At 38.5% G+C, this 14,221-nt stretch carries 14 protein-coding genes; 13 read left to right on the forward strand and 1 reads right to left on the reverse strand.

Translation table 11 applies throughout. The annotated features are described in order from the left end of the window. Positions 1–59: 59 nt before the first annotated feature. Entirely contained in the window at positions 60–1,328 is a 1,269-nt protein-coding gene (locus ACMCNP_RS05440) for a (Fe-S)-binding protein (RefSeq protein WP_419314880.1), read from the forward strand. Here the strand turns inward: ACMCNP_RS05440 and ACMCNP_RS05445 are convergent. Next, positions 1,317–2,300 carry a diacylglycerol/lipid kinase family protein gene (locus tag ACMCNP_RS05445; protein WP_419314883.1) on the reverse strand — a complete coding sequence of 328 codons (984 nt, stop codon included), beginning with the start codon at positions 2,298–2,300 and terminating at the stop codon, positions 1,317–1,319. The two genes, ACMCNP_RS05440 and ACMCNP_RS05445, sit on opposite strands and share 12 nt — an antisense overlap. 318 nt (positions 2,301–2,618) lie before the next feature. On the opposite strand from ACMCNP_RS05445, the gene ACMCNP_RS05450 reads away from it, so the two are divergent. From ACMCNP_RS05450 to zwf, 12 genes are all read left to right on the forward strand, one after another. Continuing rightward, the gene (locus tag ACMCNP_RS05450; RefSeq protein WP_419314885.1) at positions 2,619–3,836 is read left to right on the forward strand and encodes a hypothetical protein; all 1,218 of its coding nucleotides are present in this window, start codon (positions 2,619–2,621) and stop codon (positions 3,834–3,836) included. Continuing rightward, positions 3,826–4,929: a S1C family serine protease gene (locus ACMCNP_RS05455; RefSeq protein ID WP_419314887.1), complete on the forward strand. Its 1,104-nt coding sequence runs from the start codon at positions 3,826–3,828 to the stop codon at positions 4,927–4,929. The genes ACMCNP_RS05450 and ACMCNP_RS05455 overlap by 11 nt, the downstream gene beginning before the upstream one ends. Before the next feature lie 29 nt (positions 4,930–4,958). Next, positions 4,959–5,594: a methylenetetrahydrofolate reductase C-terminal domain-containing protein gene (locus ACMCNP_RS05460; RefSeq protein WP_419314891.1), complete on the forward strand. Its 636-nt coding sequence runs from the start codon at positions 4,959–4,961 to the stop codon at positions 5,592–5,594. Positions 5,595–5,618: 24 nt separating this feature from the next. Then, on the forward strand, positions 5,619–6,371 hold the full coding sequence (locus ACMCNP_RS05465; RefSeq protein WP_419314893.1) for a hypothetical protein: 753 nt from the start codon (positions 5,619–5,621) through the stop codon (positions 6,369–6,371). Beyond that, entirely contained in the window at positions 6,368–8,386 is a 2,019-nt protein-coding gene (locus tag ACMCNP_RS05470) for a thiamine pyrophosphate-dependent enzyme (protein ID WP_419314895.1), read from the forward strand. Before ACMCNP_RS05465 ends, ACMCNP_RS05470 begins: the two co-directional genes overlap by 4 nt. After that, positions 8,387–9,004 carry a 2-oxoacid:acceptor oxidoreductase family protein gene (locus ACMCNP_RS05475; RefSeq protein ID WP_419314898.1) on the forward strand — a complete coding sequence of 206 codons (618 nt, stop codon included), beginning with the start codon at positions 8,387–8,389 and terminating at the stop codon, positions 9,002–9,004. Then, positions 9,001–9,768, forward strand: coding sequence for a uracil-DNA glycosylase (locus ACMCNP_RS05480; protein WP_419314900.1), 768 nt, complete (start codon positions 9,001–9,003; stop codon positions 9,766–9,768). The genes ACMCNP_RS05475 and ACMCNP_RS05480 overlap by 4 nt, the downstream gene beginning before the upstream one ends. A gap of 4 nt (positions 9,769–9,772) precedes the next feature. Next, positions 9,773–10,228 (forward strand): NfeD family protein, encoded by a 456-nt coding sequence (locus ACMCNP_RS05485; protein ID WP_419314903.1) that lies wholly within the window; start codon positions 9,773–9,775, stop codon positions 10,226–10,228. Positions 10,229–10,273: 45 nt separating this feature from the next. Further along, a complete protein-coding gene (locus ACMCNP_RS05490) occupies positions 10,274–11,065 on the forward strand; it encodes a slipin family protein (RefSeq protein WP_419314906.1) in 792 nt (263 codons plus the stop codon). 63 nt (positions 11,066–11,128) lie between these two features. Continuing rightward, on the forward strand, positions 11,129–12,022 hold the full coding sequence (gene gnd, locus ACMCNP_RS05495; RefSeq protein ID WP_419314910.1) for a phosphogluconate dehydrogenase (NAD(+)-dependent, decarboxylating): 894 nt from the start codon (positions 11,129–11,131) through the stop codon (positions 12,020–12,022). A 49-nt stretch (positions 12,023–12,071) separates the two neighbouring features. Beyond that, entirely contained in the window at positions 12,072–12,701 is a 630-nt protein-coding gene (locus ACMCNP_RS05500) for a cyclase family protein (protein WP_419314913.1), read from the forward strand. 15 nt (positions 12,702–12,716) lie between these two features. Next, entirely contained in the window at positions 12,717–14,216 is a 1,500-nt protein-coding gene (zwf, locus tag ACMCNP_RS05505; RefSeq protein ID WP_419314916.1) for a glucose-6-phosphate dehydrogenase, read from the forward strand. Positions 14,217–14,221 lie beyond the last annotated feature (5 nt).

Genomic DNA, 14,221 nt, shown 5'->3' on the forward strand with positions numbered 1-14,221 from the left:
CCGCCCCTATTCCTAAATTATTTTTTCAGTCCGATAAATATTTATAAAAGGAGTTTTTATTGGAAAACGAAGATAAAAGTTACCTTAATTGTGTTCACTGCGGCAAATGCTTGCCTGTTTGTCCAACGTACAATATCGGCTTAAACGAGTTTTTTAGCCCGAGGGGAAGGATTAGGATAATTTCAGCCTTTAACGATAGAGTTTTACCGCTAAAGGCTTCAAAGGTTAAAGAGACCGTTTCCGCCTGCCTTTTGTGCGAGAGATGCGTTAAAATTTGCCCGAACAATGTTGAAACAGGTAGTCTGATAATAAACGAAAAGACTCGATTAAATAGATTTAAAGGCAATAAACTTTCTTTTGACAGGATAGCGTTGACAGTACTGAAAAATAAAAGAAAAGTTCTATTAAGGTCTGCGTTAGAATTATTAAATATGCCAATAATAGAACGTTTAAAAAAAAGATATACTCCGAAGCCGGACGAAAAACCATTTATCGGCATTGAGGATTTATACTTCAAGTCTAAAAACGGAAATGATTTAAAACCGGTAGGCTATTTTAGCGGCTGTGTATTTGACAGCATATATTCCGGGATATCTGTCGATACGGTATCGTCTTTAGTAGAAAACGGGGTTTCGGTTTTCGTTCCGCAGATGCAGGGTTGTTGCGGGTTGCCTTTTATATCGAGCGGAGATATCGGTTCGTTTAAAGACCTTGCGCTAAATAATGCCAATGCCTTTAAAAATAAGGATATAGATCATATAATCACTTCTTGCGCATCCTGCTCCTACTCTATAAATAATCTTTATCCCCTATATTTTAATAAAAACGATGAGGGTTATGGGGAAATTATGAACTTTTCCAAAAAATTGCTTAATATATGGTCGTTTTTTAAGATATTGGAGAAGAAGGGTATCGACATGATAAAAATGGGGCGTTTAAAAGAGGAAACCGATGCAGTATTCCATATCCCGTGCCACCTTTTAAACTCCCCTGGATTTCAACCCTCTTCCTATAACGAAATGTTAATCGGTGAGGCGGGATTTATTGCCGATAAAATTAATGGTTTAAAATTGAAGTCGTTGAAACATAACTATTGCTGCGGTAACGGAGGTATGTTCAACATAAGGCACTACGGCTTGTCTAAAAAGATTACGGGGAGAAAGTTTGAGGAGATTAAAGAAGCATCTCCCCAAACCATATTGACGTCGTGTTCCGGCTGTATTTTTTCCTTGAGTGATCAAAAAGGAATTTTAAAGGAAAAACAAGTCATGCCGGTTGATCACCTTATAAGTATTTATGCCCGAAGCCTGAGGAATTTAAAAGATTAAGGACGGATTTGCAAGCATAGTCGCGGCGTTGCTCACCTTTTCTATCTCAACCGGAAGTGTTCCGGCAAATTCTCCGTCGCATTGGTAGAATATGTTTTTATTTTGCTCGGGTTTTGAAGCCGAGACCGATATAATATCGGTCTTCAAATAAAAATCGGCATCATCGGCATGTATTCGATGAAAGCATAACGATTTTAATATAGAAAAAATTACGTCTATAGTGCCGCTTACATCACTAATTAATCTTATGTCGAACTTGTCGCTCAAAGGGGAGTTTTTCGGAAATATTTTAAATGGTCCGCCGTAATGCATTATGTTGGATACTATAATCTGTTTCACGCCGTAGTATTCCCGGAACAGTTCATGCCCGTCTAATGTTTTGTCTGTTGAATTTTTAATGATTTTCACATTTAGGTGAATATCCGGAAATTTGTAATTTCCGGATATTTTAATTATATTGAATATGTAATTCAGATATTTTATCGTATTATTGTACATTCTTTTTTTATTAATCCTTATTTTTTCTTCGATGTTTTTTACGATAAATGCGTCGAGACCTATTCCGGTCATGGCAAGAAAATATCTTCCGTTAGCCTTTCCGAGATTGACCTTGACCGGTTCATATTTATTTAATATTTCATTCAACGCCCCCTTTAATGAACGGGGAGTTTTGTTCTCTAACGCAAAAAGGTTAACCGTTCCCATAGGTAAATGGGCTATAGGGATCTCCGTGAAGGCAAAATGATTTATCACATGATTTAGACTTCCGTCGCCTGCCGCAACGAATATGGCGTCAAAGCAAGATGCGAACTTTTTATCTATATCGTCGGTTATCATATTCAGTGTCTTACTTTCAATCCCCTTGTTTTTTAAAAAACTTATAATAAATGACAGCCTTTTTTCGGAAAAACGCCCCGATTTTGGGTTGTAAACAATCAGAATTTTTTTTAAGCTGTATGGTTTAGATTTCATTAACTTTAGATTTTATTAAATATTGAAAATAAATTCAATAACCGAAAATAAAATTGACGCAGAAATGTGATAGGGGGGAGGGGTTGCCGTAAGCCCTTAATTTATCGATATATTCTTTTAATGAGCGCCCGTATTGATTTTTATTATCTCTAAATTGCGTAAAACTTGATACCTGGTACCGAATCTATTCTCTATTTTTATTACTTCTTACTTGTTTTATTGACTTTGTTAAGTTGTTATAGTATAAAAATATATGATATAATTAGTGAAGAATAAATAAAATTAGATCGCTAAATTGTGTGAATATGCGGAGGCTTTATGCACCACACCAACCCAAGTATTTTAGATAAAAAGGTTTACATACCTTACATGACGGATACGGCTTACGGCTTAAGCGCTGCATTCAGAAGATGCGGGGTAGATTCCGAGGTTATGGATGAACCCAACAAATCAACTCTTGATTTCGGACTTAAATTTACTAACGGCAATGAATGCATGCCCTGTTTCGTGACTACCGGCGATATTGTTAAGGTTATTGAGAAACCGGGTTTCGATGCTAAAAAATCTGTATTTTTTATGCCTACATCACCTGGTCCGTGCAAATTCGGTCAGTATAACAGGCTTCACGAGTTAGTGTTGAATAATATGGGCTATAAAGAGGTTGAATTTTTAGTGCCGAGCGCTCAAAAATCCTATACGGATTTTGTGGGGGATAAGGCGACTCTTTTTAGAAAAGCAGCCTGGGGGGGTTGTGTTACCATAGATACTTTAGAAAAAGCGCTTTATAGGGTCAGACCTTATGAGTTAAATAAGGGAGACACTGTTGCGGTTTATAAAGAATGCATTAAGTCAGTAGTAGATGCATTAGAAAATGGGAAGGATATTTATGATACCATGGGAATGTGCGCCAAAAAGTTTGAAAAAATCCCCAGGAAAGACGAAAACAAACCCATTATAGGCATTGTCGGCGAAATATTTTTAAGATTAAATAAATTTACTAATAATTTAACCATAGAAAAAATAGAATCTCTCGGCGGGGAAGTTTCCGTTGTTCCGGCTTATAAGTGGATAACGTTTACTACTCATGAATATGCGGTCAGGGCTTTTAGGAATAAGAAAGTAAAGGATATTTTTTTGAGTTTTCTTGTAAATTTTTATCAGAAAAAGGATGAATCAAATATATTCAAACCCTTCAAGAGTTTGCTTAGAAACCACAAAGAGACCAATATAAAAGATATACTTTCCTATTCTAAGAAATATTTAGATTTATCTCTTGGCGGGGAAGCAATTTTAACCGTTGGCGAGTCGATCGATTTTGCAAAAAAGGGTTGTTCAGGTGTCGTCAGTATTCATCCGTTTCATTGTATGCCGGGTTCGATAGTTCAAACCATTTCTAAAAGATTCAAGGAGGACCTCGGTAACTTTCCTTGGATAAATTTATGGTTTGACGGGCAGGAAAGCACAAGTCTAATGCTGAGATTAGAGGCATTTATGCATCAGGCGAAGCAGCGGATGGAGGCAAAGAATGTCCTTTAGGAGACTGCGTAGTCATTATATTGCTATACTTGCCGGAATATTTCTCGTATCTTTTTCTGTTTTTTTCTCATTTTGGCAGCCGTACGCATATGCCGGTTATACGGGAATAAGTAAAAGCGGGTCGATTATCGAGCGTCTTTTCAGCAAACTTAAGCCGAGTATCGTGCATATTAAGGTACTGGGGGTTACAAGGCTTAAAAACGGCGCTTTAATGCCGGAAGAAGACATAGGGACCGGATTTTTCATAAATAAAAACGGAGATATACTCACTAATTTTCATGTTGTCGGAAATGCCGGCAAGATCTATATAAGCTTCTTGAAGTATAAAAACATACCGGCAAATGTAGTAGGAACCGATCCTACATCGGATATAGCGGTTATTCATATCGATCCGAACGGAAAAGTCATAAATCCCGTAATTTTAGGGAATTCTGACAATTTAGAGGTTGGAGAGAGGGTTATGGCGATAGGTAATCCTTACGACCTTTATCAAACCGTCACTACGGGAATTATCAGCGGTCTCAAAAGGTCGCTTTTCCTTCCTTCCGCTAGGTTTTATAGAAATATAATACAGACCGATGCGGCAATTAATTTCGGTAACTCCGGAGGACCGTTAGTGGACTACAACGGTGAAGTTATCGGTATAAATACCGCAAAACTTGCAGATCATGCTCAGAATATCGGCTTTGCCATCCCTATAAATCTTGCAAAAAAGGATATTCCGGAACTTATACGATATGGAAGAGTGATAAAACCTTGGCTCGGTATAGAGGCGATAAAGCTAACCGGAAGTCTCTCCGTTCTTTTAGGCATTAAATATGTTAAGAGAGGGCTTTTAATAGAAAAGGTCTTCCCCAAAAGTCCGGCTTTCAGGTCGGGTCTCAGAGCAGGTAGCAGAATAATCGCGATGAAAAATATTACCTACATAGTGGGCGGAGACATCATAACAAGAATAAATGGCAACAAGGTATATTCGTTTTCTCGTCTTGAAGAGCTTATCAATACATTTACGCCGGGACAAATTATTGTTCTTAAGATTCATAGGGGTAAAACGATCAAATTTGTTAAAATAAGATTGACCGGCATGCCTTAAATTAAATTCAGTTATAAGGATTGTACGCTATGTTTTTAACCGAGAAGAAGGATTTAAAAGAGATAGACGAAGCATTAAATAAATATAAAAAGATTGGAATCGTAGGTTGCGCTTCCTGTGCTTCCGTTTGCTTGACGGGCGGGAGTAGGGAAGTTAAAGAAATGGAGAGGCATTTAACGGCCTCTGAAAAGGAGGTTACATTCACTATCTCCATAGACGAGCCTTGCGATAAAAGGGTTCTGAGGGAGGATATTCGTTTCGTAGAGGATGAAATGGACGATACCGAAGCCGTAGTGGTTTTGTCATGTGGTACGGGCGTTCAAACTATAGGCGAATTTGTAGGAAAAAAGGTTATATCCGGTACCGACAGCAGGTATATTGCCCAAACGGAGCATATAGGTAAATATAATGCCTTGTGCAGCGGATGCGATGAATGCAGGCTTAATTTTACCGGTGGCGTATGCACTATTACACTATGCCCAAAGGGCTTGCTAAACGGTCCCTGCGAGGGACATAACGGTGTTCATTGCGAGGTCTATGAGGATAGTGAATGCGTATTTATGAAGTCGTATAAATTGCTGTCTGAATATTCGGAAGAAGAAAATTTGAATCGGGTATTTGCCCCGAGAGATTACGGCTTATTATTAAAACAAATAAAAATATAAGTACTATTATTTATACCAACTCTTATGAGAATAATACCGCAGATAGAAACCCCCGCAAGTGAAAGCTATGCGAGTTTTGAAGAAAGTTTAATCAAAATAATAAACGGAATGAAAAAGTCCGGTCTAAGCGGGCTTGGCAGGCCGGAGGGTTTGCCTTCGGTAGTTTTGGAACAGAATTTTGGAATAAACACCTTAATATTGTGTAAAGATTTGAAGGATAGATATGAAAATCTCAATACGGCGTATGCATTTAATATGAGGGATAAGAATAGAATATCTATAGTATCCGATCTCATGACCCTCAAGCGGATAGGCGTTAAGGATATCATTGTTTCGGAGGGTTTGCACCCCTTAAAAACGATGTTTAAGTCCGCCAAGCCTGTTTACGATATAGATGTTTTTGGTTTGGCTTTGATACTAAAGAGGGATTTTATGAATAGTCTGCACGGCGTCGACGGTCTTGATTTTTTTAATCTTGGGGTAGTCATAGGGGCGTCCGCTCTTGCCGATGGACTGAAGGCCAAGAAACTTATCAAGACGGGCGTGGATAGGCTGATAGTAAGTTATGCCGGCGAAAATCCGGATGTGAATATGATTAACTACATCAAATCTGAGAATAAGGAAGTTTTTTTATACATTAGAGAGTCGGATATAAAATATCCGTTGGATGATTTTATAAAAAGTAATGAGGATTTGAATATAGACGGAATTATAGTAAAAGTCGTAAGCGAAAAGTCGAATATATTTACGCAATATTTTGAAAAAAACGGGATATGAATAAAAGCAATTTATTTATTGACGGAACCGCCGGCGATAAGGGCATAATGCTTGGAAATGAGGCCATAGCTCGCGGGGCATTAGAGGCAGGCGTTGGTTATGCTTCTATGTATCCGGGTACTCCTGCGTCGGAAATTATCGCAGCACTTGACAAAAATAAAGGAAATATAAAAGATTTATATACGGAATTTAGCTTAAATGAGCATATTTCTCTTCACGGCGCCGTGGGGGCTTCATGGTCCGGCGTGAGGGCGCTTTGTGCCATGAAAAACGTAGGGCTTAACGTTGCGAGCGAGCCTGCACAATTTTTATCCTATACCGGTGTGAAGGCCGGTCTTGTCATCGCTGTAGGGTCGGATCCCGGTGCAACGAGCAGTTCAAATGAACAGGATGACAGATGGTACAGCATGCATACTTACATGCCCATAATGGAGCCGTCGAATATTCAAGAGGCAAAGGATTTTACGAGGGACGCTTTCGATATATCGGAAGAGTTTTCTTTCGGAATCGTATTGATAGCCTCATCAAGGTTATGCCATAACGCGGGGGTACTTTATTTCGGAGATTTGAGGGATAGAAACATTAGCGGAAATTTCACAAAAGACCCCGAAAATTACCTGAACCTTTTTAATATGGCAGTAAAAAACCATGCTAAGTATTTAAATCGAAATGAGCTGTTAAAGAATTATCTTGCGGAATCCCGTTTTAATAAAATTATTAATGAAAATTCGTCAAAAATCGGTTTTATATCCTCCGGCGTCATTTATGCTCATTTAATGGAAGCTATGGATGTTCTAAATATTTATGACCATAGGATATTAAAATTAGGCTTCACTTTTCCGATATCGAATGAACTTTTAAATAATTTTTTTGACGGACTTGACGAGGTTGTAATTGTTGAAGAAGCAGAGGGTTTTTTAGAGTTTCAGATTAAGAAAATAGCTTATGAGCTGGGTTTTAAGGGTGTAATTCATGGTAAGGATATATTTAAGCAGACGGGTGAGCTAACCTTAGACGACGTTATATCCGGTGTAGGTAAATTTTTGAAAAAACCCCTTCCTGTTTTTTTTGATTTTGCCGTTAAAAGAGATAAAGAATTGCAGGAGATACTGCCTCCAAGATCGGGAACATTTTGTATAGGGTGCTCTCATCGAGCTGCATTTTATTCTATTCTTAAAGCGGCAGGTTTTTCAAATACCGAAGCAAAAGAAAGGGATGTAGTTATAGCCGGAGATATCGGGTGCTATACCCTCGGTCTTCTGCCGCCGTATAATGCGATGGATTTTCTTACCTGTATGAATGCCGGTTTAGGAATCGGTCAGGCAATAAGTATTTTTGATAAAAAGAAAAAGATTATAGCGCTTGTCGGCGATTCAACTTTTTACCATTCCGGCATACCTGTTTTGCTTAATGCCGTTCAAAATGGTGCAAATATTCTCTATATTATTTTTGATAACAGCTGGACCGCTATGACCGGGCACCAAAAAACGCCTTCCACTCAAAGGGATGTGGACGGCACACCTTATCCCAATCCGTTAAATTTGAAGGAATTAATAAAATCTTTGGGAGTAACTTATATTAAAAGTCTTGACCCTAATAGCGTAAAAAGGTTTGCTTCGCAGGTAAAAAGTGCATTGAAGGAACAGGGAGTTAAGGTACTGATCGCCAAAAGAGAATGTATTCTTCAAGAGATTAGAAGAAATAAGCTTTTAAAGAAAAAGGACACGGCGACTGTGAAAGCCCCCTCATCCTTTTATGAGATTCAAAAATTAAGATGTGTAAAATGCGACGAGTGTTTTGTAGAACTTGCATGCCCGGCCATTATTCTTAAAAAAGATGAGGGTGAAAGCAGGGAATATTATTATATTGACCCCGTTTCTTGCGTAAAATGCGGAGTCTGTTACGAGGTGTGCCCCAACAGTGCTATACGTAAAGTAGAATTTGCTTTAAAATCGAATTTAAGTAAAAAAATAAGCGGAAAAGAAGTTAACGGATTATTAGGGATTAATGCCTAAATGAAGAGATTTAATATTGCAATAATAGGTCTTGGCGGTCAGGGTATTATAACGATGGGAACGGTGCTGAAGAATGCGGCGTTGAATTCGGATTCGCAGGACGTATCCGGCTCGGAAAGAAGAGGGGGAGCGCAACGTGAAGGTTATGTCGAGACATTTGTTAAATATATTTTTTATGAGAACGAGTCGGAGCCTAATGATTCAAAAAGAAATATGCATTCCCCGATGATAGAGGCGGGCGGAGCGAATGTCTTGATATCTTTGGAACCAATAGAAACACTGAGGGGAGCGCGCTATCTGAACGAGAACTCGATCGTAATTTTTAACGAAAGGCCTTACATTCCTGTAAGCGTCAGGATGGGGCAGGCTTCATACCCTGATATTTCCTTTATAGTAGCAGAACTTAAAAAGATCACCAAAAATATATTTTTTTATGATTTGGATAAAATTTCTACCGATAATTTCAACTCGCTTACCCAAAGAAATATAATTGCCTTAGGTATCTTGTTTGCAAAGACGGATATTCCTATATCTCCGAAAACGATAGAGAATATTTTATTGGAGGGTAAAAGCGCCGACAATAATTTAAAGGCTTTTAATTTGGGATTGAGTTTTTGAATATCTATGATTATATGTTAACAAACGGCATAGACGATGATGGTTCGGAGATAGAACGGTTTCTTAAAGACGTTAAGTCTTTTATATCCCGCTATAAGGGATATTTTACCGTGATGTCCGTCGTATCTAACAAAAGGTTTTTGCCCGATTTAGAATCGTTTAGGATAAATAATAAAATGATAAATAAAAATAAGGCTGATTCAAGAACGGAGAGATTGATGGATTTAAATGAATCCGATGTAAACGGCTGTATAAAATGCGAACTGAATAAAACGAGAAAAAATATAGTTTTTGGAGAAGGCGACCCGGAAAGCAGATTGATGTTTATAGGAGAAGCCCCCGGCGCCGAGGAAGACAATACGGGAAGACCGTTTGTGGGCAGAGCGGGACGGCTTTTAACAAAAATCATAGAATCCATAGACATGAAGAGGGAAGATGTTTATATAGCAAATATAATTAAATGCAGGCCTCCGGAAAATAGAAATCCGCTAAAGGATGAGATAGCCGCATGTGCCCCCTTCTTAAGAGAGCAAATAACCATAATTAAACCAAAAATAATTTGCACCCTCGGCAAATTTTCTACGGAATTTATTATAGGAACGGATAAGGGAACTATATCAGCAGTAAGGGGTAAGGAGTTTGATTATAACGGCATTACCGTCATACCGACATATCACCCCTCTTATTTGTTAAGAAATCAGAGCGCTAAAAGGCAAGCCTGGGAAGATATGAAAAAAATAAGAAATTTATGCTCTAAAATTTGAATTTATGGTCTATTTTGCCGATATCTTAATATTTTTTGCTTTTATATTCGTTGTTGTAGATTTTTTTGCAATGAGTTACGGCATTTTTACTGCTTCAGGGGCTATTTTTTTTATCATAGGCTCGATACTCCTCTTCTATGTCATGCCTAACGTCCCCGGTTTTTTTGTAAGAATCGTCCTGCCGACCTATGTCACCCTGACGATATTCGTATCGGTTTCAGCTTATCTCGGATATAGGGCGCATATGTTAAGGGCAAAAGTAGGCATGACCGCTCTGTTAAATGAAGTCGGAGAGGTCACCCGAGATATCAAACCGGAGGGTGAAGGGAAAGTGCTTGTTAACGGTGAACTATGGACCGCTTTTTCCGATTATGAAATACTAAAGAATTCAAAGGTGATAATAACAGATGCAGATAATAGGTTAAGGCTTAAGGTTAAGCCTTTCAAAAATAATATATAATATGCAACGATTAAGAATTTTTTAATCGTTCAATCTGGAGGTTATATGAGTTTCGATGCCGTTTTTTTTGCTATTATAATAATTGTCGCGATTATTATAATTTTAAATGCTGTGAGAGTAATAAAAGAATACGATAGAGCCGTCATTTTTAGAATGGGTAGGGCGTTTAAGGTTAAGGGTCCGGGTATGATACTCTTGTGGCCTATTATCGATAGAATGACAAAGGTGACGTTAAGGATAATTACCCTTGATGTTCAGCCTCAGGATGTCATTACGAAGGATAACGTAACGCTTAAAATTAGTGCGGTGGTATATTACAAAATTGTCGATCCGCTGAATGCGATAGTTAAGGTTGAGGACTTTAATTATGCGGTATCGCAGCTTGCTCAAACTACCTTAAGGAGCGTATGCGGCGAGGGAGAACTCGACAAGCTTTTGTCGGAAAGAGAAAACATTAATATGGAAATTCAGGATATATTAGATAAGCATACCGGTCCATGGGGTGTTAAGGTCACCGTGGTAGAACTTAAACAGATAGATCTTCCGCAAGATATGCAAAGGGCAATGGCGAGACAGGCAGAGGCAGAAAGGGATAGGAGAGCGAAAATAATTAACGCCGATGGTGAATTCCAGGCATCTCAACGCTTAAGTGACGCAGCAAAAATTATAGCGGAAAATCCTATGGCGCTTCAACTTCGCTATCTGCAAACATTAAATGAAATTTCCTCTACAAATAATACCACGATGATAATACCAGTTCCTTTAGACGTTATAAGGGAAGTAGGAAAAAGTATGGCAGGTAATCCCGTTGGCAGTGTTGATTCAGTACCTAAATAGCGGTATAATACATAGTTGAGCATATAAAATAATTAAACCTTGAAAAAATAGGGGGTGCAAAAAATGGAATTAGGAATGATCGGATTGGGCAAAATGGGAATGAATATGGTTTTTAGACTTCTCGAAGGCGGGCACAGGGTGGTAGTTTTTAACAGAACTATCTCTAAAGAAAAAAATGTGATTAATAAAGGCGCCATAGGGTCGAATTCCGTTAAAGAATTAATAGAAAAACTTGCACCTCCAAGGGTTATATGGCTAATGGTTCCGAGTGGAGAACCCACCGACGATATGCTAAATGAGGTATTAAAATATGTCCGGGAAAACGATGTAATAATAGATGGAGGCAACTCATACTATAAAGATTCCGTTAGAAGATACGAAACCTGCAGCAAAAAAGGAGCCAAATTTTTGGATTGTGGGACAAGCGGCGGTATCTGGGGATTAAAAGAGGGTTATTGCGTTATGATCGGGGGTGATGATGATGCATTCGATCGGTGCGAGCCTATTTTTAAAACGCTTGCGCCTAAAGACGGCTATTTGCATACGGGAAAATACGGGTCGGGACATTTTGTAAAAATGGTTCACAACGCTATAGAATATGGAATGATGGAGGCTTATGCGGAAGGATTTGAAATAATGAAGACTTCCGATTTTGACGTTGATTTAGAAAAGGTTGCTTTTCTCTGGGACCATTCATCCGTTATTCGTTCATGGCTTTTGGAGCTTGCCTATAATGCGCTCAAGGGCGATCCGGAGCTTGACAACTTAAAGCCCATAGTAGATGATTCCGGCGAAGGAAGATGGACGCTTAAGGAGGCGATAGATAGAGCGGTTCCTGCCCCGGTTATAGCCGATGCGGTGTTTATGAGGTTCAGGTCGAGACAGGAAAACTCGTTTGCCGCAAGGATGTTAGCCGCATTAAGGCATCAGTTCGGCGGACACCCGATTCATAAGTAAATTTTATTTAATGTTCGCATTATATAATAAGTAATAAGAGGTAACCGAAATGTTTATCGATGTAAGTATGGATATAGAAGGCGGCATGCTTCACTGGCCGGCCGATCCCGGCGTTACGGTCAAGCACTTCTCGAATATTAAAAACGGGGATAGTGCCAATAATAGTGAAATTACCTGCGGGACGCATACCGGAACTCACATAGATGCCCCGCATCATTTTGTAGAAAGCGGAATAGGGATAGATAAGCTGAATATAAATACGTTAATAGGGCGATGCAGGGTTATAGAAGTTGGTAATTCCGTAAAAGTGATATCTAAAGAATTTCTTTTGCCTTACGATATAAAAGCGGGTGAGAGAGTGCTTTTTAAGACTAAGAATTCTTCATGGATAAGCAATAAAGATAATAATTTTCATCAGGATTATGTTTACGTCGGCGCGGATGCGGCATCTTATTTAGTTGATAACGATATAGCCTTAGTCGGCATCGATTATCTTTCCATAGAGGGTTATCATATAGGTCATGATACGCATAAAACGCTTTTGGGCGCCGGGGTTGTTGTAATAGAGGGTTTAAATCTTTTCAACGTCAAGCCGGGCGAGTATAACTTGATTGCTCTTCCGATTAAGATTAAAAATTCCGACGGGGCTCCGTCAAGGGTAATTTTAGAAAAATCTTAAAAAAAGGAGGGTAAGATGGGGGAATTAGATCCTTCTATCATTGTTATATTCGGTGCAAGCGGGGATTTGGCACATATTAAAATATTTCCGGCATTATATGCTTTGTGGAGCGAAGGTTTTTTTCCGGATAGTTTTTTTATTATAGGATTTGCCAGAACGGGAATGGACGATGAAACTTTTCGTAAAACGATTTTAGATGCTTTAAACGTAAATTGTAGAAAAAAACCCGTGAACGAAAATGATTTTCTTAATTTTTCTAAGCATATATTCTATCTGAAATCAAAATATGACGATAAAGCCAGTTATGAAAAGTTGGGTAAATTTGTTGAAGCTAAGGCATTAGAGTATAAGATACCGAAGAATATAGTCTATTATCTTTCTATCCCCCCGAGTATTTATGTTAACGTGATAGACGGGATTAAGAATGCAAACCTCACTGCCGATAATTTTAAAAAGGGCGGGTTTTCAAAGCTTGTTGTAGAAAAGCCTTTCGGATATGATTATGATAGCGCAAAAAGCTTAAACAGCGAAATTCTTTCCGTGTTTAAAGAAAAAGAGGTTTATAGGATAGACCATTATCTCGGGAAAGAAACCGTTCAGAATATATTTGCTTTCAGATTTGCCAACGCTATTTTTGAGCCTATTTGGAACAATAAATATATAGATCATATTCAGATATCCGCGTTGGAGTCTATAGGAGTGGGTTCCAGGTCGGGATATTTCGACGAATCCGGTGTTATAAGAGATATGATGCAGAATCATATGATGCAGCTGTTATCAGCCGTTGCCATAGAACCTCCGGCTATTTTCGATGCCGACGATATACGAAACGAAAAAGCGAAGTTATTGAAAAGCATAAGACCTTACAGTCTAAACGATGTAAAAAATTTTGTGATTAGAGGGCAGTACGATAGGGGAGAAGTCTGCAATAAACCGGTGGTTAGTTATAAGGAAGAGGCGGGGATGCCTAAGGATACGATTACCGATACTTATGTTGCGTTAAAACTTTTCATAGATAATTATAGATGGGCAGGGGTACCTTTTTATTTGAGATCGGGTAAACGATTGAAAAAACATAAGACCGAGATAGTCGTTTATTTTAAAAAACTACCTTATAGCCTTTACGGAAGAGACGGTGTAGAAAAGATTAAACAAAATTCCATAATCATTACCATTCAGCCAAATGAGGGGATTGTAATAAATTTCGGTGCTAAGATGCCTGGTTTTGAAATGGATATAGAGCCGGTAAGTATGGTATTTAATTATAAGTCTTCATTCAAATTATCTCCTCCCGATGCATATGAGAGGCTAATTTACGATATAATCATAGGCGACCAGACGCTCTTTGCAAGATACGACAGCACGCTGATAGCATGGCAATTTATTACGTCCATAATAAATGGATGGCGTAAAATAGATACGCCGGCATTTCCAAACTACGAAGCCAACTCTTGGGGACCAAAAAAAGCGGATAGACTAATTAACGCCGACGGCAGAGTTTGGAACAATAACTGAAAACT

The organism is Candidatus Acidulodesulfobacterium sp. H_13, from assembly GCF_048541835.1.
Lineage (GTDB): Bacteria > SZUA-79 > SZUA-79 > Acidulodesulfobacterales > Acidulodesulfobacteraceae > QIJE01.

What these genes read in the sequence shown, in the direction of transcription:
- ACMCNP_RS05445 (WP_419314883.1), bottom strand. Translation starts at nt 2,300, where the DNA reads ATGAAATCTAAACCATACAGCTTAAAAAAAATTCTGATTGTTTACAAC.
- ACMCNP_RS05450 (WP_419314885.1), top strand. Translation starts at nt 2,619, where the DNA reads ATGCACCACACCAACCCAAGTATTTTAGATAAAAAGGTTTACATACCT.
- ACMCNP_RS05455 (WP_419314887.1), top strand. Translation starts at nt 3,826, where the DNA reads ATGTCCTTTAGGAGACTGCGTAGTCATTATATTGCTATACTTGCCGGA.
- ACMCNP_RS05460 (WP_419314891.1), top strand. Translation starts at nt 4,959, where the DNA reads ATGTTTTTAACCGAGAAGAAGGATTTAAAAGAGATAGACGAAGCATTA.
- ACMCNP_RS05465 (WP_419314893.1), top strand. Translation starts at nt 5,619, where the DNA reads ATGAGAATAATACCGCAGATAGAAACCCCCGCAAGTGAAAGCTATGCG.
- ACMCNP_RS05470 (WP_419314895.1), top strand. Translation starts at nt 6,368, where the DNA reads ATGAATAAAAGCAATTTATTTATTGACGGAACCGCCGGCGATAAGGGC.
- ACMCNP_RS05475 (WP_419314898.1), top strand. Translation starts at nt 8,387, where the DNA reads ATGAAGAGATTTAATATTGCAATAATAGGTCTTGGCGGTCAGGGTATT.
- ACMCNP_RS05485 (WP_419314903.1), top strand. Translation starts at nt 9,773, where the DNA reads ATGGTCTATTTTGCCGATATCTTAATATTTTTTGCTTTTATATTCGTT.
- ACMCNP_RS05490 (WP_419314906.1), top strand. Translation starts at nt 10,274, where the DNA reads ATGAGTTTCGATGCCGTTTTTTTTGCTATTATAATAATTGTCGCGATT.
- gnd (WP_419314910.1), top strand. Translation starts at nt 11,129, where the DNA reads ATGGAATTAGGAATGATCGGATTGGGCAAAATGGGAATGAATATGGTT.
- ACMCNP_RS05500 (WP_419314913.1), top strand. Translation starts at nt 12,072, where the DNA reads ATGTTTATCGATGTAAGTATGGATATAGAAGGCGGCATGCTTCACTGG.
- zwf (WP_419314916.1), top strand. Translation starts at nt 12,717, where the DNA reads ATGGGGGAATTAGATCCTTCTATCATTGTTATATTCGGTGCAAGCGGG.